The following is a 25075-nucleotide window of genomic DNA, read 5'->3' on the forward strand; positions in this document are numbered from 1 at the left end:
GAACCTGTTGTTTTTTTTGAGGTGATAATGCCGACCATCGGAAGTGCTCTGGATAGGGCTTCCGCCCGCTTGAATGGTCACTCGGCCCGATCCGACACCGAAGTCTTGCTTCGCCATGTTACCGGCTTGTCCCGGACAGAATTACTTCTCAAACTCGACCGTGAACTGGATCAGGAATCGTCAACAACCTATTATCAGCTCATCGACCGCTTTGAAGCCGGAGAGCCCCTGCAATACTTGACCGGTCATATGGAGTTTTACGGATTAGATTTTTATGTCAACCGATCGGTTCTCATCCCCCGCCCCGAAACTGAGATCATGGTCGAAAAAGCCATAGAGATCGGTAAAAGATATCCCACCCCCATTATCGCCGACGTCGGCTCCGGTTCCGGCGCCGTCGCCGTCACCCTGGCCAAGCACTTGCCACAATCCAGGGTAATCGCCCTTGATGTCTCGACTGCCGCCCTTGAAATCGCCCGGCGTAATGCCGCGCGTCCCGAGTGCACCAATATCGAGTTCATCAAGAGCGACCTCCTCGGAGCTGTCCCCGATAGGCACTTCGATATCATCTGCGCCAACTTGCCCTACGTCCCATCCGCGGAATCACAAAGCAACCGCTTCGAGCCTCAGCTTGCTCTGGACGGTGGACCGGACGGGCTGAATGCCATCCACCGCCTGATCCGGCAAATGTCATCCAGGGAAGATAAACCTGAGTGGCTTTTGCTGGAGTTCGGTACCGGCCAGGCCCCGGCGGTCAAATCCATCCTCGATAAGACCTTTCCCGGAAGCCAAACTGAGATCCTCCGCGATTTCATCCCTCTTGATCGCATCTCGGTGACCAAACTGTAGAAATCCGTTCGTGGTGAGCTTGTCGAACCATGAACGGAATCCCCAATGATTTGACCCCCACTCTGTTCTGATGCTAAATTAGGCCCGCCGTTGAGCAATCGTTCAATAATTACCGAGGAGTGGCACCTTGGATATCATTGTTCTCATAAAACAGATCCCAGACCCCGAAATTCCCCCAGCCAGCTTTAAGATCGATGCCCCATCCAACAAGATGGCCCCGCCCGCCGGCGTCGCCCCTGTCATAGATCCCTATTCCGAGCACGCCCTCGAAGCGGCGCTCAAGCTCAAGGATGCGAATCCTGGCAGCACCATTAAGGTTTTGAGCCTCGGTACCAATTTGAACAAAGAACTTCTGAAAAAAGCCCTGGCGCTCGGCGCCGATGAACTTATCCTGATCGATGATCCTTCCTACGCCGACCTCGATGCATCGGGAACGGCTGTCGTTCTAGAGTCAGCAGTTAAAAAGATCGGAAGATTCGATGTCGTCCTCGCCGGCCGCGCCGCAGCGGACTGGGATGCCGGGCAGACCGGCTTGCTGCTAGCAGGAAGTTTGAAGACCCAGACCGTGTCTCACGCGAGGAAAGTGGAACTTTCTGGCGGAAAACTTCGCGTCGAACGCGTTGTTTCCGATGGTTATGAGGTCGTCGAATCAACGATTCCGGCGGTTATCACTGTTTCCTCGGAGATCGGCAAGCTTCGATTGCCCAACATCAAGGGCGTGCTGGCGGCCAAAAAGAAGGAACCGGTTTACTTGAAAGCCGCTGATCTCGGCGCCGCCCCCGAGCGAAGGGTAAAGTTGGTCAAGCTCTACCAGCCTCAGCGAGAAGCCCGGTGCGAAATGATCTCCGGCGTCACCCCCGAGGAGCAGGGCGTCAATCTGGCGCTTAAACTCCGCGAATTGAAACTGATATAAAACAATCCGTCCTTCCTCCCCCTTGTGAGAGAGGAACAAGAAAATGAGGGTAACCTATGAATATATTGATCATCGCCGAGGTAAATGATGGCGTGCTTTCTCCTGCCTCCGCCGAACTTTTTACCGCCGCCAGGGCAATCTCGGCCGATGCAGATATTAATGCCGTCGCCCTTGGCAGCGGAATCGGATCATCTGTTGCCATACTATCTAGTCTAAGTGTATCCAGGGTCTTCACCGCCGAAGCTCAGAATTTGACTTCGGCCCTGGCTGCCTCTTTCATCCAAAAGGCAGTCGCCGAATCCGGACCGGGAGTGATCTTAATGACAGAGAACGATCTGGGCGCCGATCTCGCGCCACAGCTCGCGGTCAGGCTGAATACGGCTGCCGTCACCGGGATAGTCGCCGTTCGGGTCGAGAATGACCAAGCCGTCTTCACCCGCCCGGTCTATGGCGGTAATGCCCTGGCTGATTTCACTATCGAGTCCGAACCCCAAATAGTTTCCATTCGTCCCAAGGCATTTGCCCCGGCTGCGGAGGTTGGGAACCATACCGCCGAGGTCTTCGAACTCGCCGCAGAGCCTCCGGCCGGCGTCCGGGTACTGGAGCGCGTCGCCGTTCAGCAGCAGGGTCCTAAGATCGAGGAAGCCAAGATAGTAGTTGGTGGCGGGCGTGGACTGGGCGGGCCGGAAGGTTTCGCCCAGCTCAAGCAATTGGCCGACCTTATCGGAGGAGTTGTCGGCGCTTCCCGTCCTCCATGCGACCAGGGTTGGTGGCCGGAGTCAGGCCAGATTGGCATCACCGGCAAAATCATTTCACCAGACTTGTACATCGCCGTCGGCATCTCCGGTTCCAGCCAGCACGTCTCGGGAGTTTCCGGCAGCAAGACAATAGTAGCGATCAACAAAGACACCGAAGCCAATATCTTCAAAGTGGCCACTTATGGTGTTACCGGCGATTGGAAAAAAGTGATTCCGTCTTTTACCGCCAAAATCAAAGAACTGACAGGCCGTTGATTCTGGACAACCAGTAAGTATTATTCCCTTTTAATCCTTTTTAATTAATTTTTGTTAGCTAGTTGACCGGTACTAGTACCTTGTGTTAAGATTGCCGCAAGTAAATATCTATCTCCGAGTCTTTTAACCTAAATCCCCAGGGGTCATGGTCAAGAGACCGGCGGGCGGGTCACCGCCCCAAGGGTAGCGTTGGAAACGGCGCCGCCTCCCGCGATTTGGAAAGGAGAGAAAGCTATGACCGGGTTCTCGGTTGGCCGTGCACCTCCTTAAACAAGAGGTGTTTTCTTTTTTGGAAGATAAAGTAATATTTAAGGTGAGAATTTTGAAAAATAGAAAACGGTTGCCAATTGTTGGAGTCCTGCTTTCGGCGCTTTTGATAGCCGCCTCTATTGCAGGATGTTCCAACACCCCCGGTACCACAACCACCCCTCCCGCCACCACCGACCAAGGCGTCGGCGTTCTAAAACCGGAGACCCACCTCAAGGTAGCTACCACCAGCTCACTGTACGATACCGGCCTTTGGGCGTTGCTGGAACCCATGTTTGAAAAGCAGAACAACTGCCAGGTGGACATCCTCTACGCTAACACCGGGCTGGCGATGACCTACGGGCAGCGCGGCGACGTGGACGTGATCGCTGTCCACGACAAAACCAAGGAGTTGCAGTTCATCACCGATGGCTACGGCACCCAGCGTTACGTTTTCGCCTACAACTACTTCGTGATCGTCGGACCGGCTAACGACCCGCTCGGCTTGAAAGGTTTGTCTCCTGAAGAAGCCTTCAAAAAACTTGCCGCGTCCAAAACTACCCCCTTTGTCTCCCGCGGTGATACATCCGGGACCTACTCCAAGGAACTCGCCATCTGGAAGGCGGCAGGCCTGGATTATCAGACGGTCCGCAACTCCGGCTCGTGGTATGTGGAAGCAGGGCAGGGAATGGGTCCCACCCTGGCAATAGCCGGGCAAAAGCAGGCTTACACCCTTTCCGATATTGGCACTTTCCTGGCCTATAAAGCTCAGACCGGACTTGTATCCCTGGTTGATACCGGATCGATCTTGCTCAACGTTTATTCTGTAATTCCGATCAACCCCGCCAAAGTCAACATCAACAACTCCCAGGCTGAATTGGCTTCAAAATTCGCTCAATGGATGGTCTCCCCAGACATCCAGAAGATCATCGGCGAATACGGAGTCAAAGACTACAGCCGTTCGCTGTTCACTCCTTGCGCCGGTAACGAACCAACGGCTTAGTAAGGATTCATGGAAATCTGGCAAGGACTGCAACGGGCCATCGAGCTGATCTTTTCGCTCGATCCCGAGGTACTCGAGATCACGCGGCGGTCGCTGACCATCTCAGCGACCGCCAGCGTTATTGCCGCTTTTGTATCTTTACCCCTCGGATCGGTAATTTTCCACAATACCTTTCCGGGCAAAGGTTTCCTGATCAGCGTCATCAACACCTTGTTCAGTTTACCCACGGTGCTGGTCGGCTTGTTTGTTTTCCTTCTATTTTCCCGCGCCGGACCTCTCGGGCAATTTGGCATTCTTTTCACCCCGACGGTCATGGTAATAGGCCAAATCCTGCTTGTCACCCCACTCATGCTGGGATTGGTGATTTCTGCCCTTTCAGGAGTTGACCGCCAGGCTAAAGAAACCGCTGTTGCATTGGGTGCCAACCGGTGGCAGATGGGCACGCTCATCATCAAGGAGGCCCGGTATGCCATCTTCACTGCCTTCATCCTGGGGTTCGGCCGGGCTATTTCTGAGGTCGGCCTGGCGCTCATGGTGGGCGGCAACATCCGCGGCTTCACGCGGGTCCTGACCACCACCATTTCATTGGAAACCAGTAAGGGAGACATTGAATTATCAATGGCGCTTGGCATTATCCTGCTCGCGATTGCACTGGTGATCAATCTGGCACTCTCCTGGCTGCAACAACGCAGTTCGTTGATCAGATCCAGGATGGTTGAATAGCATGCCTGTATTAGAAGCCAACGGGCTCATCAAGCGTTACGGGCAGACAGATATTATCAAGGGCATCTCCTTATCAGTGGAAGCAGGTGAGACCATAGCCTTCATCGGACCCAGCGGTGCCGGAAAAAGCACCCTGTTGCGGCTCCTCGACCTGCTCGAACTTCCTTCAGGCGGTACCATTGCCCTGCAAGGGACTCGGGTGGGTAGGAAAAATTCGGAGCGCCTGGAATTCCGCCGGCGGATGTCCTTTGTCCATCAGAAACCCCTCGTTTTTTCGTCCAGTGTTTTCGACAACGTCGCTCAGCCGCTGAAATGGAGAGGCTTCAAAAAAGAGGATCTGCACGAGCGGGTCGGAAAAGCGCTTGCTTTAGTCGGGATGGAACACTACTCTAGCCGGGCGGCCAAAACTCTCTCCGGAGGTGAGACACAGCGCATCGCCATCGCCCGATCCCTGGTAACTGACCCTGAAATCTTGTTTCTGGACGAACCGACCGCTAATCTCGATCCCCCGTCAACCGCCCGGGTCGAGGAACTCATCACTAAGATAATTAAAACCCAGAATTTGACTGTGGTCATGGCTACCCACGACTTGGCCCAGGGGCAGCGTCTTGCCGGCCGGATCGGGGTGCTAATGAACGGGGAATTGATGCAGCTGGCAAAAAGCGACGAGATCTTCCTTGCTCCCGCCTGTCGTGCCGTGGCTGAGTTCATCGGGATCGAAAATATATTTTCGGGAACCGTTATCGGAAATCTTGAAGGAATGGTCAATGTGGATGTATCGGGGCAGGTCTTCCAGACATTGGGAGATTTTGCCATCGGGGATAAGGTAAACCTTTTTGTTCGTCCGGAAGATGTAACCGTCAGCCTCGCCGCTGGATCGACCAGCGCCCGCAACTGCCTGCGTGGGACGATCTCCCGGTTATCGCTGATCAATCCCCTGGTCCGCCTGGAGATCGATTGCGGTTTCAAGCTCATGGCAGTTATCACCCGCGCCTCATCAGAGGAAATGGGTTTGTCGCTTGGCTCGAATGTTTACGCCTGTCTCAAAGCCACGGCCATTCATGCCGTCAGAGCTTGAAGTCGGGTTCGATGGGATAGCGTAAAAATGAGAGAGGGGCTTTCGCCCCTCTCTCGGTTTCACCTTGAAATTTTGAAAATTCGGATTTGTTTCGTATTTCAATATTCGGATTTCGTTTTTGGGGTTAATGGGCTGCCTGCGCCGCAGCGACTTCCGCCGCTCGTTCCGCCACCAGCTTCTGCGTCAAATGTGACGGCACTTGCTGGTAGTGGTCGAATTTCATGGTGAAATGCCCCCTGCCGTGGGTCAGGCTCTTCAGGTCAATCGCGTAGCGCTGGACTTCGGCCAGCGGCGCCATGGCGTCGATAAGCGTCTTCTCGCCCTCGGGATTCAGCCCCTGGACCTGGGCGCGTTTCGTGTTGAGATCACCGATGATGTCGCCGACGACGTTCGACGGCACCGTGATGCGCATCGTTACCATCGGTTCTAGCAGTACCGGTCCCGAGGCCTCCATACCCTTTTTGAGGGCGCCAGCGCCGGCAATTTTGAAACAGATTTCGGATGAGTCAACGGGGTGGAAACTACCGTCGCATAAAGTGGCTCTGAGGTCGACAATCGGGAAGCCCAGCGACCCGCCCTCCTGGACCGCTTCCTTGATCCCTTTTTCCACTGCGGGAATATAGTTGCGCGGTACCGCGCCGCCGACCACTTTGTCGACGAATTCAACGCCGGAACCGACGGGCAAAGCCTCTACCTCGAGCACTACGTGGCCGAACTGACCGTGGCCACCGGTCTGCTTCTTGTGGCGGTATTCGGCGCGCGCCGAACCGGTGATCGTCTCTTTATAGGGTACTCTAGGCGGCTTGAGTTCGACGGCGACGCCGTACTTGCGCGCCATTTTCTCCGCCGTGACATCGAGTTGCGTATCGCCCAGGCCGACCAGGATCGTCTCCGAGGTGTCGGAATCTCGGTGGCTCTGGATCGTCGGGTCTTCCTCAAGGATCTTGGCGATAGCCTGCCCCAGTTTGTCGACGTCCGCCTTGGACTTGGGGTGCGCGGCTACCGAGTATGTCGGGGTCGGGAAAGCGGTGGGAGCAATGACCACCGGGGAATCCGGCATAGCCAGCGTGTCGTTGGTGAAAGTGATGGCGCATTTGGCCACGGCGCCTAAATCTCCCGCTCCCAGCTGGGTCGCCGGTTCCTGGTTTTTGCCGCGCATGACATACAACTGGCCGATCCGTTCATCGGCTTTTCTGGTGGCGTTCCAAACGTGCGAGTTGCTCGTCATAGTGCCGCGGAACACGCGGAAGAAGGTCAGCTTGCCCACATACGGGTCGGCGGTGGTCTTGAAAACGAGCGCCGCCAAAGGACCGGATTCCGAGGATTTTAATGTTCCGCCGTCAACCAGGGCGACTTCGCGGTTTTCGGGCGACGGCAGGAAGTTGACGATGAAATCGAGCAGTTGGTCGATGCCGGTATTGGTGAGCGAAGACGCTGCAAGAATTGGCACGATTTCGCCGGCGGCAACGGCTTTTTTAAGTCCGTCGACCACTTCGTCCGGGGTAAGTTCCTGGCCGTTTAAGAATTCTTCTATCAGAGTGTCATCCTGTTCGGCGATAGCCTCTACCAGTTTACCCCGGTAATCGGCAGCGCCGGCTTCCATACCCGAAGGAATGGGGCCTTCAGTGGCGGGATGAGCCCCGGTGTAAGCTTTCATATTTATCAGATCGACGATACCCTTGAAATCCTTAAATGAGCCTATCGGGATGTTTACCGGTAGGCATTTGTGACCGAATTTGGTCTGGATGGCAGCCACGATGTTATCGAAATTGACGTTTTCGCGGTCCATTTTGTTGATGAGGAAGCAGCGGGGCAACTTGGCTCCCTCGGCCAAATCCCAGGCGGCCTCGGTGCCGACTTCGACGCCGGAGGATGCCGCCACCGGAATGATCACCGACTCTGCGACCTTAATCGCCGCTTTGGCTTCACCGCCGAAGTCGGCATAACCCGGCGCGTCCAGCAGGTTGATCTTGGTTTTTTGCCATATAAAAGGCAGAAGCGAAAGACTTATACTTATCTTTCGCTTCACTCCCTCAGGATCGAAATCGGACGCTGTTGTCCCGTCATCGACTTTCCCCATTCGGCTGATTGCCCCGGCGCTATAGAGCGCTGCTTCGGCCAGGGTGGTTTTTCCGGCGCCGCTGTGAGACAGCAGCGCCACATTTCGGATGCCGGCTATGCCATAGTTCTCCATGCAACACCTGCCCTGTATTTAATCATTAGCGGCTATTATAACCACGCACTGACGTTAGGGCAAATTACCGGGTACCCGTCTGAACGTCAGACGGCCTGAAAGACAGCCTGGTTTTAGTTGAACAGCCCCAGGAGCAGCGGCGTGATGAAGGCTTCGACCAGCGCCGCGGGTATGAGCAGGATTATCGCCAGCCCAAGCCATAACAGGCATTTTCTGAGCACCAGACCGGCTTCAGACCTTCGCTGGGGGGCGAAAAGGGCGTTTAGCACGTTGAAGCCGAAACATATCGCCGCCGCCTGAGCCAGCAGGTAGGCGGGAATTTCGATGATACCGTGGGGCAGTATTCCGGCAGCGAGAAACGCCGGGGAATGGTCCTGGAGGGTGAGCCTGGCGACGACGGTTATCAGGGCGCCGTTCGTGAGGAGTGAAACAACAGGCAGAATAAGGAAAATTGGACTGAAGATAAAGCTGGCACCGACCGCCAGCGTATTATTCAAAAGTAGCAAAATAAATAGACCGAGCCCCTGGGCGGAGGCGGCGCTGCCGGCAATGTCCTTGAAAGTCTGCTCGATCGAATCGGCAGCGCTGTCTGGTAGCAACAGGCCGATGACCAACCCGACGCAGAAGATCGCGGCGGCAATAAGTACCCAACGCTTAAAATTCATGCGTAATCACTTGGGAAGACACACGGTTCGTTGGTCGGATCGTTCAGGAATAAGATTAATTTTTGTACCGGAGACTACCGCAAAACCAGGGCGGCAGCCACCAGGACGACGACGACCAGGCTGCCGATAACGGCGAAACGCCTCAACTCGGCACCGAGGTTGCTGACCCGGGAAATGCCCCGGCCCTCGCTCGGAGAAGCGGCAGGCTGGGTGGCACCCGATGGACGCGCCGCTGTTGCTGATTTTATCGCAACAATCGGGTGCATATCGCTGGTAGGGGTTAATTCAGCTTCGATCTCAGCTTCGGTTTGAACCGGTTGGACGACAACCTGCCGCCGGGCGCTCTTCTTTTTTTTGCCGGGTCTATAAGAATATTTATCGGGCATCTTTCAATCCTGTTCTGATTTTCGCGTGTAGGATTTGGATTAATTTTATCGTGAAACTGTTCTTCAGATTTCGGATTCTACTTCTTGGCTCTGGGATGCGCGCTGTCGTAAGCCCGTCGGATGTGGTCCGAGGTCAGATGAGTGTAGATTTGTGTCGTCGAAATATTGGCGTGACCCAGCAGTTCCTGGACTGACCTTAGGTCGGCGCCGCCGTTAAGCATGTGGGTTGCAAAGCTGTGGCGCAAGGTGTGGGGCGTTACCTCGTCGGCTAAGCCCGCCGCTTTGGCGTACTCCTTGAGTATCTGCCACAAGCCCTGCCGTGTCAGGCGCTCGCCCCGGCGGTTAAGGAATAACGCCTTTTCTGAATCGTCGCGCTGCAACCGGTGGCGCACTTCATTGATATATTCGCCGGTCGCCCTTGCCGCCTGGGGATAGATCGGCACTATTCGTTCTTTCTGACCTTTGCCGAAACACCGCACCTGGCCTTCGTCGCAATCGACGTCTTCGACATTAAGGTTGATCAGTTCAGACACGCGCATACCGCTGGCGTAGAGGAGTTCCAGCATCGCCCGGTCTCGCTTAGCCTCGGGTGCTGATAGCTTGACCGGCTGTTCGAGTAGCAGTTTTACCTGGCCCACGGAAATCGCTCCGGGGAGGGGTTTTCCTACCTTGGGCGATTCGATGTTGTCCGTCGGGTTCTGGCGGACTCTCTTTTCCTCGATCATGAAGCCGAAGAAACTCTTGGCCGCCGCCAATTTCCTTACGACGGTGGTGACGGCGTATTTCCTATCCTTGAGATCCAACAGGTAGGACAACATGTCTTGCCGGTTGAAATTGTCCCACAGGTTCTGGGCGCCGCGGTGGGAGAAACAGTGGCCCGCAAAGTCGGCAAGCTGGCAGAGGTCATTATGGTAGGCTTCTTTGGTGTTCCCGGAAAAGCCCTTTTCGACCATCAGGTAGTTCAGAAAATTCTCGATGTCAGTTTTCAACCCGGCACCTCGCAACCGCGATTATTGTTATGTATTCTAACATAACTAGAGAAATGGTCAAAGGGTTCACCAGGTAGCTTTTTGAATAAAAATAACCGTCTTTCGACGGTTTCACCTGTTTTGAGATTTGAATTTATTTAGTGCTTGGATGTTTAGGAGGAATTTCCGTCAGCTAAAGGCTTACCGCCGGTATTTCCTCCGAATCCAGTACTCGGTGAATATCTTTCAAGTTGCCCGTCATACCTTCTAGCGCCAGCTTGTCCATCTCGAGCTGAACCGGCACCGGGTATTCGCCGGTAAAGCACGCCAGGCAGAATTTGTTCTTGGGTGCACCCACGGCGCGGATCAGGCCGTCGACCGAAAGGTAACCCAGTGAATCGGCGCCGATGTAATCTTTGATCTGAGGTATGTTCATGCGTGCGGCGATGAGTTCCCGGCGAGTGGCCATGTCCACGCCGAAGAAGCAGGGGTGCCGGATCGGCGGGGCGCAAACACGCATGTGGACCTCTTTGGCCCCTGCCCGCTTCAGCAGCTTGATGACCTGCGGTGTTGTCGTGCCGCGGACGATGGAATCATCTACCAGGACCACCCGTTTGCCGGAAAGGACTGACTGCAGCGGGTTGAACTTCAGTTTGACCCCCAGGTCGCGGATGCGCTGGGTTGGCTCGATGAAGGTGCGTCCCATATAACGGTTCTTGATCAAGCCCTCGGCAGGCGGGATGCCGCTTGCCAAAGCATAGCCGGCACCCGCGGCGGTAGCTGAATCGGGGACGCCTACAACAATATCGGCATCGACGGGATGTTCTTTGGCCAGTTCGGCGCCCATAGCCTGCCGGGCTGAATAAAGCAGCCGGTCGTTCATGATGCTGTCAGGGCGCGCAAAATAGATATATTCGAAAATGCATAGAGCCCGCTTGCCGGAGTCTTCCTTGTAACTTTCGATGCCGTTAGGATCGATGCGGATGATTTCCCCCGGTTCGACCTCTCGGACTAGTTCGGCCCCGATGTGTCCCAGGGCGCAGGTCTCGGAGGCGATGACCGAACCTCCGGTGCTTAGAGCACCCAGACACAACGGCCGGACGCCCAGCGGGTCCCTGAAGGCATAGAGCGTTTCCTTGGTCAGCATGGTGATTGAATAGGCGCCCTGCAGCCGTCCCATGGCGTAGCGGATGCGCTCTATCATGTCGATATATGGCGCAGAGATGATGAGATTGGCGATAACCTCGGAATCGGTGCTGGATTTGAAGATGTAGCCGAGTTCGTCGAGTTCGCGCCTGAGTTCGGCGGCGTTAGTAATATTGCCGTTGTGCGCCAGGGCGATCTGGAATTCGCCCTCTCCGGCGATGATCGGCTGGGCATTGCAGGAAATGCTGGAACCGGAAGTCGAATACCTGTTGTGGCCGATAGCCATGTGGCCGGTGAGCTGGTTCAGGACCGGTTCGGAAAAGACCTGGGACACCAGCCCCATGCGGGCATAATTGCGAATGGTGTAGCCGTCAGCCGTGGCGATGCCTGAAGATTCCTGGCCGCGGTGCTGTAATGCAAAGAGAGCGAAGAATGAAATTCGGGAGACTTCTTCACCGGGGGCGTATATACCGAAAACGCCGCATTCTTCGCGCGGCGACTCCGTCAGTGGGGTTATTAGCCCTGTCACTTGATTAATTATACTCGGAGGGGCCTATCCGGTCAATCTCAACATCCCGATTATGTCTTTCTGAGCGTAGCGAAGAATCTCAATGTCACGTCATAACAATCGTCCCCAAATTGTCTTTACGAGCCTTACCGATCGTCCTTCATCTTTGTAAGTTTATTATTCTCTGCAACTGAAAGGTGACGCTTGAGAGCTATTTAAAAAAATATTCCGCCAAAAACGACACCAAACGCTTGACACCGTTTAGGAACCCCTGTGCTATAATATCCGGCGTGAATATTAGCACATGTGTAAGCCAGAGCCAAGATCGAAAGGGGAAACCCAAGACAAGCGCCAGTAACCGCCACCTGGTTGAGACTGTGCTGTGTCCGGTTTATACGCGTGACGAACGATGTCTTACCAGGTCTGCGGGGGAATTGTTTTACAGGTCCCGCTTTTGTTTTATTTGATTTTGAACGTATTGTTTTGGATAAAAAATGTTTTTTCGCCGAAAAATTCAAATACAAATCAAACTGCCTAAGGCAGTTTGCCCTACGCGCGGGCGAAGGCAATGGGGCGGACGTTCACCCGTAGGGGTGACCCACGGGGTCGCCCGCCATGTCTCGCAACCCGCAATACGATACCTGGAACGCAAAGCGCGCGACGCAAATTGGGTCGCCTGCCGTGTCCATTACCCAGGCGATTGTTCTTTCAACTGTCCCTGTCGAAACAATTGGTGGAAGCGTGATTTTTACGATGCAGAAAGGGAATTGTTTCAACAGCCCGCTAGTCGTTTGGGCCGAAAATAAACGCAAAATCCGAGTCGTATCCGGAAATATTTATCAAAAGTGAAAATTCAATAAAACAATTCCACCCTCCCCAGGATGGGGATGCTGATCTAGTTATGGAGCTTGAGCTTTTGGAGCCCGTTTGGGATCTGGAATTTGGTTTGTATTTGCCATAAATCCGTACGTTCCTCTATAATACAACCCTTGTGGAGAAAGCGGCGTGCTGAGTTTTAATGTTGCCCAACTCGAAAAGGGGCCGATCGGCTCCACTCGTGATTACCAGATCGATGACCCTCTCACCGTGGATGGACAGGGTATCAACGTTAAGGGTTCGGTCAAATTCACCCGGACCAATCGCTCGGTGCTTGTTGGGGCTAATTTGAAGACCGCCCTGCCTCTGGAGTGCTGCCGTTGTCTCAACGAATACGAGTGCCCCCTTGAGGTCCATTTCGAGGAAGAGTTTTTCCCCACACTCGATGTGGTCAGCGGCTTGCCGTTGGACGTTGAAGATGCCGAGGAAAGCTTTATTATTGATGAGCATCACGTGTTGGACCTCACCGAGGCCATCCGCCAATACGTCATTTTGGCCCAACCGATGAAGCCCCTTTGCCGGGTCGATTGCCCGGGTATCCAAACAAAAGAGTAAAATAGACAGTAAGTATAGACGGAGAACCAGAAATGCCTTTACCCAAACGGAAAACTACCAAAGCGCGCCAGGGCGATCGCCGCAGTCACCTTCACTTGGTGGCCCAGGAACTGATCGAGTGCCCGCAGTGTCACCAGCCTAAACTGCCCCACGTCGCTTGCCCTTCCTGCGGTACCTATGATGGGCGCGCTGTGCTGGACGTTGAAACCAAGGTAAAAAAGAAAGCCGAGAAGGCCGCCAAAGCCGAAAAAACGGCCAAGGGCGAAACCGCCAAGACCGAAGTAAAAGCCGTTAAACCCGAGAAGGTCAAGAAGGAAAAACCGGCTAAGGCGGAAAAGCCTGAAAAAGAGAAGAAAGCTAAAACTGAAATAGCCGAGAAATCCACTAAGGCGGAAAAAGCCGCCGAGGCCGCCGAAAAACCGGCTAAAGTGAAGAAGGAAAAGAAGAAAGAGGCTTAGCTCTAAGGAGCCATACCTCCGGCCGTTCCATCGGCCGCAAACGGACGAGGGGGAAAAGTGGATAAACCCAGGCTGGCTTTCGTCTTCCCCGGCCAGGGCGCCCAGGCGCCCGGCATGGGTCAGGATGTCTACGAAGAATATGATGCGGCTAAAGCGGTGTTCAAAGCCGCCGATGAGCGCCTCGGCTTTTCCATTTCCGAACTTTGTTTCGAAGGCCCGGAAGATAAACTCAAAGAGACCGCCATCGCCCAGCCTGCCATTGTCACCACCAGCTTGGCCTATTTGGCTGCCCTTCGCGATATGGAAGTGTTGCCCGAGCCGGAATTTGTCGCCGGCCACTCGCTGGGCGAATATACCGCTCTTGCCGCCGCCGGCGTCCTTGATGTCGCCGATACCGTTCAACTGGCAGCCCTCAGGGGCCGGATGATGCATCTGGCAGCCATTCAGTCGCCCGGTTCGATGGCTGCGGTTCTCGGCATGGACGAAGCCACATTGAAACAAGTCGCAAGCGAAGCCGGTGTTTACATAGCCAATTACAACTCACCCGGCCAGGTCGTTATTTCGGGTGATAAAGACAAGATGGCGGCTGCCAGCGACGCGCTCATTGCCAAAGGCGCTAAGGTAGTCCCGCTCGCCGTGTCCGGCGCTTTCCATACTCCTCTGATGGTCCCGGCTGCCGATGGATTAGCCAAGGTCATTGAACGCCTGCAATTTAAAGACGCCGCGATTCCGATTATCGCTAATACCACCGGTGAACCGATCACCTCTGCCGACGACATCAAGGCCGAACTGTTAAAACAGTTGACCACCAGCGTCTACTGGCAAAAATCGATTGAATTCATGATTCAAGCGGGAATAACCACCTTCATCGAGATAGGCCCGGGTAAAGTTCTTTCGGGTCTTATCCGGCGTATCAACCGCGACGTAAAAACAATCAACATTTCCGAAGCCCAATCGATAAAAAATCTGCAGGCTACCACTTGGACCTGAAAAGGCTCGAAGGCAAGGTTGCTGTAATCACCGGAGCGGGGCGGGGCATCGGTGCCGCCATTGCCCGGCGCTTCGCGGATGAAGGAGCCTCGGTCGTCCTTAACAGTCTCTCGGATAGCGCCATGAAGGTTGCAGAAGAGATCAACAGCGCTGGCGGCAAGGCTGTTTTCGTACAAGGGGATGTTTCCAAGCCTGGCGATGTGAATAAAGTCATCGACGGCGCGGCCGCCAATTTTGGACGTCTGGATATCCTGGTCAACAATGCCGGCATCACCCGGGACAACCTCCTGATGCGCATGAGCGAAGACGACTGGGACGCGGTGATGGATACCAATCTGAAGAGCGTCTACTTATGTACCAGGGCGGTAATACGCCCCATGCTTAAAAGCAAGAGCGGTGGAAGAATTATAAACCTATCGAGCGTCATCGGTCTTTCGGGCAACGCCGGACAGGCCAACTATGCCGCTTCAAAGGCTGGCATTATAGGTTTCACCAAATCTCTTGCCAAAGAACTGGCTTCGCGACTGATAACTGTCAATGCCATCGCGCCCGGATTCATCGTGACCGATATGACCTCGGTTATGAGCCAGGAAGCCAAAGACGCTTTAATCAAGCGAATCCCGTTGGGTACGCTGGGATCTGCTGAAGATGTGGCGTCTGCGGCCGCCTTTCTGGCTTCGGACGAGGCAATGTATATTACCGGGCAAACCCTGACCGTAGACGGCGGTATGACCCTCTAGCCACCCAATATGACCAAACGACACGAGGCTCGTACACTGGCACTTAAGGTTCTATTCGAATCCGATGTCGCCCATCATGATCCGTCTGTCGTGCTCGAACGTCAACTGGCTTCGAGTGAGCTTGAAGCGGAGAACCAGGTTTTCACCCGAACCCTTGTTGAGGGTACCGAAGCTAATAAATTAGAGGCGGACGGCATCATCGGTCGGTTGGCGCCATCATACCCCGTTGCGCAGCTCGCCCCAATCGACAGGAACATCCTGCGGCTTGCAATCTACGAGCTTTTACACGATAATACTGTCCCAGTCCGGGTAGCCATAAATGAAGCGGTGGAACTGGCAAAGGACTTTGGCTCAGACAGTTCCGCCAAGTTTATTAACGGCGTGTTGAGTTCAGTGGCGACACTGGTTCAACGCCATTAAATCAGGAGGTTTGTGTGGCCACAGTTTTCGAACGGGTTAAAAAGATCGCTGTTGAGCAGCTGAGCGTTGAGGACAAGGACGTCACCCTGGAATCCAAGTTCACCGACGATCTCGGCGCCGATTCCCTGGATCTCGTCGAGCTCATCATGGCTCTTGAAGAAGAATTCTCTACACCTGAAGCCAAGATCGAGATCCCGGACGAGGAAGCCGAGAAGCTGTTGACCGTCAAGGACGTCGTTGAATACGTCAAGGCAAAAGGCATAAAGGACGCCTAGTCCTTTTTTTTAAACCCTTTTCGCTGGTCGGCCGTTCATTCAAAGTTGAGGGCTAACGCAGAATCCCTGCGTAGGCGAGGCTTTTACCGTTCGGGAGCCATTCCTCGTCCGCGTAAACCACCAAGTTTGCCGCGCCCGTTGAACGTATATTGGAAACGGCTATTCTTGGCTGACGATGTGCCGCTGGCGTATACGAATATCTCGCCGCGCGCCCCATCCTCAAACTCCATGATGAATTCGCCCAGCGTTTTGAGTTCCTTACTGGTGGAAAAATCGCCCCACCATTTCCCGGGCGTAAAACGCGTGCCCCTGGTCATCATCATTTGATAGCGGGCGTCCGCCACCGGCTTATCAATGTCCTTAGCGAATAGCTTTGCGACGCCGCCTTTGTAGCTTACTGTCATTCAACAGACCGCTAAATTGTTCCGGTGGATGACCTCATCCCCGAAGTTGTGCCCCAATATCGAGGCAATAGCATCGGTGTGAGCGCCTTTTATGCGGCCAACGTCCATGGAATCGTAATTGGTGATGCCATAGCCGATTTGCCTGCCGTCCTCGTCAAGCAGGCGAACAATGTCGCCGCGCTTGAATGCGCCGTCGACCGATTTCACCCCGGCCGGCAGCAGGCTGGAGCATTTAGCCACCGCCCTAGCCGCCCCGGTGTCGATAACGATCTTGCCCCGGGCGGATAACCCCGACACAAGCCACCGGTGCCTCGCGTCTGGACGCGCATGGGGCAGAAAATGGGTCCCCAAGCTTTCGCCGATCGACACCCGCTGGATAACATCCTGTGCGTGTCCGGAAGTGATAACCACTCGGACTCCCGACGCTGTGGCTAACTTGGCAGCCTCAATCTTAGTGATCATACCGCCGGTACCCACGTTGCTGCCCGCGCCACCGGCCAAAGCCTCAACCTCGTCAGTAACCCGTTCGACCACCGGAATCAGTGTGGCGTTAGGATCGTCTTTCGGGTTGGCGGTATATAGACCGTCGATATCAGAGAGAATGAGCAGCAGATCGGCGTCAATGAGATTGGCCACCATTGCCGAGAGGTTGTCATTGTCGCCGAACTTGGCTTCCTGGATCTCATCCACAGCTACCACATCGTTCTCGTTGACGATGGTGATGACGCCAAGTTCGATCAGGGCTAAAAGGGTATTTCGAGTGTTAAGATATCCCGAGCGGTCGTTCAGGTCTGCTTTGGTTAAGAGCGCCTGGGCTACGGTCAGGTTGTATTTGGCAAACAGGCCGTCGTAGACGTTCATCAGTCGGCTCTGCCCTACTGACGCCAGCACCTGCTTGAAAGGGATGTCTTTGCGCTTCTTGTAAAGCCCGAGCTTCTCCTTGCCTGCGGCGATGGCTCCCGAACTGACAACAACGATCTCCCCACCCTGTTTCGCCAGGTTTGCCATCTGGGCGATAAGTCCGGACATCACGTCCCGGTCAAGTTTCCCCGACCCGCCGGTGAGGAGATTGGTGCCCAGCTTGACCACTATCCGTTTGTAGCAAAGTTCACATGTCATATGAATGGCTCGCATTATAGCAACGGGTCGACTCGTGGACAACAACCCATACCCGGTGTACAATTCGGAACAGGGCTAGAATGTGTATCTAGCCCTTGTTGCGTTTGGAGAAACAAGTTGACTGACGTTCGCGGGCTCTTCCCCCTCCTGTTGGATGAACCTCAATATAAAGACTGGCTGTCGGCGGTTAAAAAAGCCGCTCCAACCGCCTCCCGGCTGTCAGTCATCGAGGCGGCGCGGCCATACCTGATCGCCAGCCTGTTTCAAGCGACCAGCCGCCCAATCCTGGTGGTCACCTCCCAGGCTGAAAAGGCGCGGGATTTAACTGAGCAACTGGCCCTGTGGCTCGGTGACTCCGAGGTCCAGCTGTTCCCTCAGCAGGAACTCCTGCCCTATCAGCGGGCCGCGGTGGACCGCGCCAACGAATTGGACAGCATCACCGTGCTTTCAAACCTGGCTGGTCTGCCCCACAAACAACCCTTCGTCACCGTGGTCTCAGCAGACGCCCTGGCCAGAACGCTGCCGAGTCCCGAGATATTTAAGGACGGCTGGCTGCACCTCACGCCCGGTTCCGAGTACCCGCCTCTTGAGCTGATCGCGGCTCTCGACAAGCTCGGCTACAGGGCAGAACACCTCGTGGAAGTGCCGGGCTCATACTCCCGCCGCGGCGGCATACTGGACATTTTCCCCTCCACGGAGAACTCCCCGGTCCGGCTGGAATACTTCGGCGACACCGTCGAGAGCATCCGCATGTTCGACACGGGTACGCAGCGTTCGTCGAAGAGGCTCGACTCCGTCACCATCGGCCCGGCGACACTTCTCCTGAACCTGGACCAGATGCCGGCCGTGAATCTCGCGGGCACCTCCGAGGAAATGCGACCGGTTCTGGCCGAGGAACTGGAACAACTGAAACGAGGCAGCCGGCCGGAAACTGCCTCGTTCTGGGCGCCCTATCTCAACCGTTCGACGCTCGTGGACTACATCAGCGATAACACGATCATCATCGTCGATGAGCCGGACTCGGTCGAACAGGCAGCCCAGTTCTTCCACGACGAGGCGGAATGCCTGCGCGCCGAAAAGACCGCCGCCGAAGAACTGCCGCGTGATTACCCTCAACCTTATGTCGAGTGGACAACGCTCAAAAAGAAGACTTCCCGGTTCCAAAACGTCGAACTCGCCTCCTGGGGCACTGGCGCCGGAGGCGTCGTCGAACTGGCAATAGCGCCATCGCCGAGCTATGCGGGACGACTGCCGGCCTTTTTCAAAAAAGCGACCGAACTGATCGGCCAGGGCAAGCGGCTGGTGGTCATCAGCTATCAATCCGATCGTTTGGAGGAACTCTTCGCTGAGGAACACGTCAGGTTCTCCTCTGCCGAGAACCTGGACAAACCCCCGGCCAGGGGAGCCATCACCCTGATGTACGGCCTGCTGGCGCACGGCTGGATCCTCTCCGGCGAGACCTACCTCTTCACCGACAACGAACTCTTCGGCTTCGTCAAGGAGCGCCGTCGCCCGAACCGGCGCGGCGGTGGCGCCAAACGGCTGTTGCTGCCGGAACTCGAACCGGGCGATTATGTCGTCCATATCGACCACGGCGTCGCCCGCTTCGCCGGTACCGTCACCATGGAAGTGTCCGGGGCCAAACGCGAGTACCTCCAACTGGAGTATGCCGGCGAGGACAAGCTGTATGTGCCCACCGACCAGGTCGACCGCGTCTCCCGATACATCGGAGGCGAGGGCGAGGCGCCGACGCTGAACCGCCTCGGCACCCAGGAATGGGCGCGCTCGAAGGAACGTGCTAAGGAAGCCGCCCAGGAGGTGGCCGCCGAGCTTATCGAACTTTACGCCGCCCGGCAGATCGTGCCCGGCTACGCCTACTCCCGGGACACCCTGTGGCAGCAGGAACTCGAGGGGTCGTTCCCCTATGTCGAGACGCCTGACCAGGCCAGCGCTCTGTCCGACGTCAAGGACGACATGGAGAAGCCTCGCCCCATGGATCGCCTCATCCTCGGCGACGTCGGTTACGGCAAGACCGAGGTCGCGCTGCGCGCCGCCTTCAAGGCAGTCATGGACGGCAAGCAGGTCGCCGTGCTGGTGCCCACCACCGTTCTGGCCCAACAGCACTATTCGACGTTCAGGGCGCGGCTGGCGGCCTTCCCGTTGAAGATCGAGGTGATCTCCCGCTTCCGCACCGATAAGGAACAAAACGCCATCCTCAAAGCTCTCGAAAAAGGCGAAATCGACATCATCATCGGCACCCACCGGCTGCTGCAGCCGGACGTTAGGTTCAAGAAGCTGGGCATGCTCATCATAGACGAGGAGCAGCGGTTTGGCGTCATGCACAAGGAGTTCCTGAAACGGATGCGCCAGGAAGTCGACGTGCTAACCCTGTCGGCGACGCCTATCCCCCGTACCCTGCACCTTTCGCTCGTCGGCGTGCGGGACATGAGCGTAATCGAGACGCCGCCCAACGAGCGCCTCCCCATCAAGACGTTCGTCGCCGGGTATGATGACCACCTGGTGCGCGAGGCCATCCTGCGGGAGAAGGAGAGGAACGGCCAGGTCTTCTTCGTCCACAACCGCGTCCAGAGCATCTATTTTATCGCCGAAAGGCTTAAAAAACTCATCCCCGAAGCTTCTCTCATCATCGGCCACGGCCAGATGCCGGAGGGTGAACTCGAGGCGGCAATGGCCCAATTCGCCGCGGGCGAAGTCGACGTCCTGGTGTGTACCACCATCATCGAGAGCGGCCTCGACGTGCCCAACGCCAACACCCTCATCGTCAACCATGCGGACAAGTTCGGCCTGACCCAGCTGTACCAGCTCAGGGGCAGAGTCGGCCGCGGCGCCAACCTGGCCTATGCCTACTTCCTGTACGAGAAGGGCAAGCGCCTCACCGGCGACGCCGAAAAGCGGCTGAGAACAATCTTCGAGGCATCGGAACTGGGGGCGGGCTACGGCATCGCCATGAAAGACCTCGAGATCAGGGGCGCGGGAAGCCTCCTCGGCACCCGGCAGAGCGGCCATATCTCGGCGATCGGCTTTAATTTGTACACCCAGATGCTGAGTGAGGCCGTCGAAGAACAAAAGGCGAGGCGGTCGGGCAAAGAGGTCGAGCTGCTCAAGTCGTCGAAGATTCCGCCGCCGACCATCGACCTGCCGCTGACCGCTTTCATCCCGGAGAGCTACATCCCCGAGGAGTCGATCAGGCTGGGATTGTATCAACGCCTGGCCGCCATCAAGGATGAGAAGGAACTGGGCGATTTCGAGCGCGAGCTTGTCGACCGGTTCGGACCGACGCCCGTCGAAGCGCAGAACCTGTCGTACATCATCAGGATGAGGCTGATGGGGCTTAAAGCCGGGATCAAGGCTATCGGCATGGAGAGCGGGCTTATCGCCATCACCTTCCTGCCGGGCATTGTGCCGGACATCAAGAAGATCTCACCGCTCAAGGACGGCCTCCGGGCGTCGACGAACAAGGTGTGGGTGGATTATCTCCGCCTGGGCAGCCGTTGGCGGGACCTCCTGGAAGAGACAGTGTGGAGATTGGGGAAATAGACCCCCACAGGCAGGGCGGGCAATCCCGTGGGTCGCTCCTACGAATTTTTGTTTTGCGCATTTTATCAATATCCAAGGAAACGAACCGGATTTTACGTTCATTTTCTTCGAAAAAGATTTCAAGCCTTTGAAACAATTGGGTCGTTCTGCGGGCGATCCAATAGGTAACCCCTACAGAGGGCTCGAATTGTATTTGAATTTTCGGCGAAAACAACATTTTTATCCAAAACAATACGTTCAAAATCAAATAAAACAAAAGCCGGACCTATGAAACAATTCATCGGCACGGTTAAACCAGGTGCCGGGTAATTTCGGCCAGGCGTTCCGGCGGTAAAACGATGTCCCGCTCGACCAGATCCAGAGCGAAATCCAGCCTGTCCACGTCCCGATCGCTGGCGACGCCGAACCTGCGCTTCACCAGCTTCATGAAACGCCGAACCGCATTGCCGTACATCGCTTCATCGTCTGGAAAACGGCAGGCGATCTCCTTCGCCTGCCAGATAGCGAGAAATATCTCCCGGTCGGCGCGGCCGAGATCGGTGTTCTCCTTGAGGTAGGCCATGTTGGCCTCGTGGCTCTTGCGGGAATAGAGCCCATGCCTACGAGCGTTGGTATTCCCTTTCGGCGCGCCGCGGCGGCGCTTGGGTGAATTGGGTTGTTCTAATGCTTGTACACTTGTTCTATTTTCAGTCATGCGGGTATTATAGCACAGTAGTTCCCAATGGGTGTCAAGCGTCTCGTGACGTTTTTGGTGGATTATTTTGTTATGTTAAGCGGTGGTGGGAAAGCTAGATTTCATCTTGCTCACTTGGTAATTGCAAATGTTCAATGTTGTCTAATTCTGGTAACGAATCCTGGGCAATACCTTGTATTTGTCCAACTATACTGGACATGCCAACCGCTACTCGTTCGAGTTGCATTTCACGTTTCTTCCATGTTCGGTACATAGCGTTCTTCTCTCGGTCCAAATCAAGTTTCATCTGCTCGAAACCTTCGAATACAGATCTTAGGTTCTGCAAGAATTGGGGAGTGCCTAAATAGGAATAAATAAGGTCAGCTTTCCGAGCTCTGCCATCATTTTGAGCTTTCAAACTATTCAGTTGAATCAGCATCACCCTCAGGGTTTCGGCGACTGGCCTAACAATCTTGTCAGAAATAACCCAAACGCCATCGATTATCTTAAAGCCATCACAATCTTTCGGCATTATAGTGCTTACGATTACCGCTACATCCCCATTTGAGGCCAAACAATCGTCTTTAACTTTCTGTAGCCATTTATCGGACCAATTTTGAGACCGCTTAGCCTCCCATATGATTGTGCCACACGGGATTCCGGATTGAGAACAAACTTGTTGCGAGATGTCGGCGCCCCTTACTCCTTTGGCAATTTCTTTGATTAAATCGCTCGGAAATGATTGCCTCAGAAGCGACTCAATTTCCAATTCCAAAACCTCACCTTGTAATTGCTGTGAACCCTGCTCCAGTTTCCTAGTGAGTTCCGTATTTGCTTGCGCTGCATCCTCAATTTTCTTCTTGTAGTCAGCCTCTTTTAGGCGAAACCTCTCAGACTCGATATCGCAAACCCTTTTTTCAATATCCTTTTTGGCGGCTTCTAATTTACGCTCTTGATCGATTTCAAAATTTCGTTTATCTTCTTCAAGTTGCTTTTTTTCTTTTCGAAGAGCGCTTTCTTGTTCCCGGAAGTTTTTTATCGAATCCTCTTGTTTCTTAAGCTCTTCTTGTAACTCTTTACGTTCTTCGTCAAATTCCTTTGTGGCTCTTTCCTCTGCCTCGATTTTGAGTTTTTTGATCTTTTTTTCAAAATTCTTAAGGGCTAGGTCTTTCTCTTCGATCTCGGAACTCAACTCAGAAACTTGTGCTTTAAACAGTTTTTCCGCCTCTTTTGAAGCTTCTTTGGCGAGTTCTTCTCGCATCCCTTTGGATCGTTCTTCTAATATTTTTTGATACTCTTTCTCATGTAAATCAATTGAATGCCGGCTTATCCCATCCTTGATCTGAAATGTACCCCCACATTTAGGACATAAAATGGTTTCTTCAGAACTTAACATGATGTTAGAGGACATTACACTACCTCCCGATAAACGGTCATTTATTTCATGTACTTTAATCTCACAATGAATCCAAGTCAATACTATGCGCATATCAACAAATGTTAAACGAAATATGAATTTGGGTACTCCTGAATGTTTTAATATACTTCGCAAATATTATTGTGAATCAGAGTACAATATCAGATAAAAGACCGATCATTCAGTTGCGGAGGCTTTTTTAAACTTATGGGTATTTGGAAAACACTTAAAATCGAAAACTATCGTTCGGTGGGCTCGCAAATTGCTCTATCCTATCCCGAGGGTTTTCCATTGATAGTAGCTGGAGAAAATAACGCTGGTAAATCCAATATCGCCCGAGCTTTGGAGCTAATGTTAGGAGAGGCTTGGCCAACGACTGAACCCGAAGATCACGACTTTCATAATCGAGATAAAGAATTACCTATCTCGATTGGTGTTGATGTTGAAGGTGTTATTAACACGACCGCGGGCGGGCGTTCAAACGAAGTTGCGGGGTTTACCTGGAATTACCCTCCATTAGATAGTAGTGGAAAAACTTTCCGAATGTTATTCAGAAATGGTGCAGATAATGTATATGTTAGCTCGGAGACCCGAGAACAATGCACCTGTATCCTTATAGATGCGGATCGTCGTCTTTCATACCAATTGAGTTATGCTTCGAAGTACACTTTTCTTTCAAAATTAATGAGAAAATTTCACCAATCCCTCACAGAAGACCCTGAACGTGTTCGAAGGCTTAAAGAGAAGTTTGAGGAAACCAAAAGCACATTTCAGGAAGTTGCGCCTTTTATGGCATTTACCGAAGAATTGAGACGTCAGGTGACGGAATTTTCAGGGAATTTCGAGTATGGTTTACAAATAGATTTTTCGGCGTATGACCCATCCAATTTTTTCCACGCGCTCCGAGTTCAACCTCAACAAGGGGACGAGACATTGTCCTTTGATGAACTTGGAACTGGACAGGAACAAGTTCTTGCATTGAGTTTTGCTTATGCATATGCAAGTGCGTTTCACGGCGGGGGCGGTTTAACACTAATTATTGAAGAACCCGAGGCACACCTACATCCACTTGCGCAGAAGTGGGTCGCGCTAAAGATCTATGAACTTGCAAGGCAAGGGGTTCAGATTGTAGTAACGACCCATAGCCCGCTTTTCTTGAATGTATTGAATCTGAATGGCATTGCCCTTTTGCGCAAACACGACGGTGCCACCCAAGTAACTCAATTAACTTCTCATGACTTATCAACTTACTGTAATGAACACGGAGCTTCGCGAGCAACCCCGGAGAATATCCTCGCTTTTTATGCCGCAGGCGCAACTGATGAGATTATGGCAGGGTTATTCTCGAGGAAAATCGTCCTCGTGGAGGGGCCTTCGGAAGCACGAGCTCTACCTATCTATTTTAAAAAACTTGGTCTCGAATGCTCTAAGGAGGGAATAGCTATCATCCCAGTACATGGCGTTGGTAATATTGCTCGATGGTGGCGATTCTTCACTGCCTTCGGGATTCCTACATACGTCATCTTTGACAACGATGCTGACGATGACTTGGAACATGTGAAAAGAAGTGATATTTTAGATACTCTTTCGGTTACAAACCTGGAAATTCGCACTCGACTACTCAATGCTCGAACGTTAATTTGTGGAGCCCGGTTGGCGGTGTTTGGCGGGAATTTTGAACAATGTCTACGCACCCTCTTTGGTGAGCAATACATCGACATGGAAAGGCAGGGGAGCCTAATTTATGGGCTTTCTCCAACTAGAGCAAAACCGTTAGTAGCTCGGTATGTTGCCGAAAATATTTCATACGAACGCGAAGACCTCAGATGGAATGACCTAGTACAACTCAAAGAGAGAATCGTTGCTTTGGGTACGGCTTGATCAGGGAATGCAATTAT

General features: G+C 53.9%; 23 protein-coding genes and 1 riboswitch. Of the genes, 14 read left to right on the forward strand and 9 right to left on the reverse strand.

Features of this window, described 5'->3' with window-relative positions; genetic code table 11:
• The first annotated feature begins 27 nt into the window (after positions 1-27).
• From prmC to HX448_RS06575, 6 genes are all read left to right on the forward strand, one after another.
• Positions 28-849, forward strand: a complete 822-nt coding sequence (prmC, locus tag HX448_RS06550) for a peptide chain release factor N(5)-glutamine methyltransferase (RefSeq protein ID WP_102330063.1) — start codon at positions 28-30, stop codon at positions 847-849.
• A gap of 127 nt (positions 850-976) precedes the next feature.
• Entirely contained in the window at positions 977-1762 is a 786-nt protein-coding gene (locus HX448_RS06555) for an electron transfer flavoprotein subunit beta/FixA family protein (protein WP_102330062.1), read from the forward strand.
• Between the two features lie 56 nt (positions 1763-1818).
• Positions 1819-2775, forward strand: a complete 957-nt coding sequence (locus HX448_RS06560) for an electron transfer flavoprotein subunit alpha/FixB family protein (RefSeq protein WP_102330061.1) — start codon at positions 1819-1821, stop codon at positions 2773-2775.
• Between the two features lie 100 nt (positions 2776-2875).
• A riboswitch (molybdenum cofactor riboswitch) is annotated at positions 2876-3017 on the forward strand.
• Positions 3018-3097: 80 nt separating this feature from the next.
• Complete coding sequence (locus HX448_RS06565; RefSeq protein WP_226846679.1) at positions 3098-4024, forward strand: ABC transporter substrate-binding protein; 927 nt, start codon at positions 3098-3100, stop codon at positions 4022-4024.
• Between the two features lie 9 nt (positions 4025-4033).
• Positions 4034-4747: an ABC transporter permease gene (locus HX448_RS06570; protein WP_102330060.1), complete on the forward strand. Its 714-nt coding sequence runs from the start codon at positions 4034-4036 to the stop codon at positions 4745-4747.
• A gap of 1 nt (position 4748) precedes the next feature.
• Positions 4749-5825 (forward strand): ABC transporter ATP-binding protein, encoded by a 1077-nt coding sequence (locus HX448_RS06575; RefSeq protein ID WP_102330059.1) that lies wholly within the window; start codon positions 4749-4751, stop codon positions 5823-5825.
• 124 nt (positions 5826-5949) lie between these two features.
• On the opposite strand, the gene fusA is transcribed toward HX448_RS06575, so the two are convergent.
• The 5 genes from fusA to purF all read right to left on the reverse strand — a co-directional run bounded on the left by fusA (position 5950) and on the right by purF (position 11713).
• Complete coding sequence (gene fusA, locus HX448_RS06580; RefSeq protein ID WP_102330058.1) at positions 5950-8019, reverse strand: elongation factor G; 2070 nt, start codon at positions 8017-8019, stop codon at positions 5950-5952.
• 113 nt (positions 8020-8132) lie between these two features.
• Complete coding sequence (locus tag HX448_RS06585; protein WP_102330057.1) at positions 8133-8684, reverse strand: stage II sporulation protein M; 552 nt, start codon at positions 8682-8684, stop codon at positions 8133-8135.
• Positions 8685-8758: 74 nt separating this feature from the next.
• Entirely contained in the window at positions 8759-9070 is a 312-nt protein-coding gene (locus HX448_RS06590; protein WP_102330056.1) for a hypothetical protein, read from the reverse strand.
• Positions 9071-9147: 77 nt separating this feature from the next.
• The gene (gene xerD, locus HX448_RS06595) at positions 9148-10059 is read right to left on the reverse strand and encodes a site-specific tyrosine recombinase XerD (protein WP_102330055.1); all 912 of its coding nucleotides are present in this window, start codon (positions 10057-10059) and stop codon (positions 9148-9150) included.
• A 172-nt stretch (positions 10060-10231) separates the two neighbouring features.
• Positions 10232-11713: an amidophosphoribosyltransferase gene (gene purF, locus HX448_RS06600; protein ID WP_102330054.1), complete on the reverse strand. Its 1482-nt coding sequence runs from the start codon at positions 11711-11713 to the stop codon at positions 10232-10234.
• Between the two features lie 984 nt (positions 11714-12697).
• Between purF and HX448_RS06605 the strand changes: the two genes are divergently transcribed.
• The 6 genes from HX448_RS06605 to acpP are packed head-to-tail and all read left to right on the forward strand — an operon-like array spanning position 12698 to position 16006.
• Positions 12698-13123, forward strand: coding sequence for a YceD family protein (locus HX448_RS06605; RefSeq protein WP_102330052.1), 426 nt, complete (start codon positions 12698-12700; stop codon positions 13121-13123).
• Positions 13124-13155: 32 nt separating this feature from the next.
• Positions 13156-13581: a 50S ribosomal protein L32 gene (gene rpmF, locus HX448_RS10715; RefSeq protein ID WP_102330051.1), complete on the forward strand. Its 426-nt coding sequence runs from the start codon at positions 13156-13158 to the stop codon at positions 13579-13581.
• Between the two features lie 57 nt (positions 13582-13638).
• Entirely contained in the window at positions 13639-14571 is a 933-nt protein-coding gene (gene fabD, locus HX448_RS06615; RefSeq protein WP_102330050.1) for an ACP S-malonyltransferase, read from the forward strand.
• On the forward strand, positions 14568-15311 hold the full coding sequence (gene fabG / locus HX448_RS06620) for a 3-oxoacyl-ACP reductase FabG (protein WP_102330533.1): 744 nt from the start codon (positions 14568-14570) through the stop codon (positions 15309-15311). Before fabD ends, fabG begins: the two co-directional genes overlap by 4 nt.
• A 9-nt stretch (positions 15312-15320) precedes the next feature.
• Positions 15321-15731 (forward strand): transcription antitermination factor NusB, encoded by a 411-nt coding sequence (nusB, locus tag HX448_RS06625; RefSeq protein WP_102330049.1) that lies wholly within the window; start codon positions 15321-15323, stop codon positions 15729-15731.
• A 14-nt stretch (positions 15732-15745) separates the two neighbouring features.
• Complete coding sequence (acpP, locus tag HX448_RS06630; protein ID WP_102330048.1) at positions 15746-16006, forward strand: acyl carrier protein; 261 nt, start codon at positions 15746-15748, stop codon at positions 16004-16006.
• An 83-nt stretch (positions 16007-16089) separates the two neighbouring features.
• Here the strand turns inward: acpP and HX448_RS06635 are convergent, their stop codons facing one another.
• Together HX448_RS06635 and proB are read right to left on the reverse strand one after the other, a co-directional pair.
• A complete protein-coding gene (locus HX448_RS06635) occupies positions 16090-16410 on the reverse strand; it encodes a hypothetical protein (protein WP_102330047.1) in 321 nt (106 codons plus the stop codon).
• Positions 16411-17529: a glutamate 5-kinase gene (gene proB / locus HX448_RS06640; protein WP_102330046.1), complete on the reverse strand. Its 1119-nt coding sequence runs from the start codon at positions 17527-17529 to the stop codon at positions 16411-16413.
• Positions 17530-17646: 117 nt separating this feature from the next.
• Between proB and mfd the strand changes: the two genes are divergently transcribed.
• Positions 17647-21087, forward strand: coding sequence for a transcription-repair coupling factor (gene mfd, locus HX448_RS06645; protein ID WP_162485834.1), 3441 nt, complete (start codon positions 17647-17649; stop codon positions 21085-21087).
• A gap of 289 nt (positions 21088-21376) precedes the next feature.
• On the opposite strand, the gene HX448_RS06650 is transcribed toward mfd, so the two are convergent.
• Complete coding sequence (locus tag HX448_RS06650) at positions 21377-21781, reverse strand: hypothetical protein (RefSeq protein WP_162485833.1); 405 nt, start codon at positions 21779-21781, stop codon at positions 21377-21379.
• A 94-nt stretch (positions 21782-21875) separates the two neighbouring features.
• A complete protein-coding gene (locus HX448_RS06655; RefSeq protein WP_162485832.1) occupies positions 21876-23171 on the reverse strand; it encodes a DUF2130 domain-containing protein in 1296 nt (431 codons plus the stop codon).
• A 213-nt stretch (positions 23172-23384) separates the two neighbouring features.
• Here HX448_RS06655 and HX448_RS06660 point away from each other — a divergent pair, with 213 nt between their 5' ends.
• Entirely contained in the window at positions 23385-25058 is a 1674-nt protein-coding gene (locus HX448_RS06660) for an ATP-dependent nuclease (protein WP_102330042.1), read from the forward strand.
• The last annotated feature ends 17 nt before the right edge of the window (positions 25059-25075 follow it).

The organism is Dehalogenimonas etheniformans (assembly GCF_014672715.2).
Lineage (GTDB): Bacteria > Chloroflexota > Dehalococcoidia > Dehalococcoidales > Dehalococcoidaceae > Dehalogenimonas > Dehalogenimonas etheniformans.

Bases quoted from the DNA above. Each gene is read 5' to 3' on its own strand.
- HX448_RS06655 (WP_162485832.1), bottom strand. From the start codon at position 23,171: ATGTCCTCTAACATCATGTTAAGTTCTGAAGAAACCATTTTATGTCCT.
- HX448_RS06560 (WP_102330061.1), top strand. From the start codon at position 1,819: ATGAATATATTGATCATCGCCGAGGTAAATGATGGCGTGCTTTCTCCT.
- HX448_RS06585 (WP_102330057.1), bottom strand. From the start codon at position 8,684: ATGAATTTTAAGCGTTGGGTACTTATTGCCGCCGCGATCTTCTGCGTC.
- HX448_RS06590 (WP_102330056.1), bottom strand. From the start codon at position 9,070: ATGCCCGATAAATATTCTTATAGACCCGGCAAAAAAAAGAAGAGCGCC.
- HX448_RS06660 (WP_102330042.1), top strand. From the start codon at position 23,385: ATGGGTATTTGGAAAACACTTAAAATCGAAAACTATCGTTCGGTGGGC.
- HX448_RS06650 (WP_162485833.1), bottom strand. From the start codon at position 21,781: ATGACTGAAAATAGAACAAGTGTACAAGCATTAGAACAACCCAATTCA.
- HX448_RS06635 (WP_102330047.1), bottom strand. From the start codon at position 16,410: ATGACAGTAAGCTACAAAGGCGGCGTCGCAAAGCTATTCGCTAAGGAC.
- HX448_RS06575 (WP_102330059.1), top strand. From the start codon at position 4,749: ATGCCTGTATTAGAAGCCAACGGGCTCATCAAGCGTTACGGGCAGACA.
- fusA (WP_102330058.1), bottom strand. From the start codon at position 8,019: ATGGAGAACTATGGCATAGCCGGCATCCGAAATGTGGCGCTGCTGTCT.
- rpmF (WP_102330051.1), top strand. From the start codon at position 13,156: ATGCCTTTACCCAAACGGAAAACTACCAAAGCGCGCCAGGGCGATCGC.
- proB (WP_102330046.1), bottom strand. From the start codon at position 17,529: ATGACATGTGAACTTTGCTACAAACGGATAGTGGTCAAGCTGGGCACC.
- nusB (WP_102330049.1), top strand. From the start codon at position 15,321: ATGACCAAACGACACGAGGCTCGTACACTGGCACTTAAGGTTCTATTC.
- HX448_RS06570 (WP_102330060.1), top strand. From the start codon at position 4,034: ATGGAAATCTGGCAAGGACTGCAACGGGCCATCGAGCTGATCTTTTCG.
- prmC (WP_102330063.1), top strand. From the start codon at position 28: ATGCCGACCATCGGAAGTGCTCTGGATAGGGCTTCCGCCCGCTTGAAT.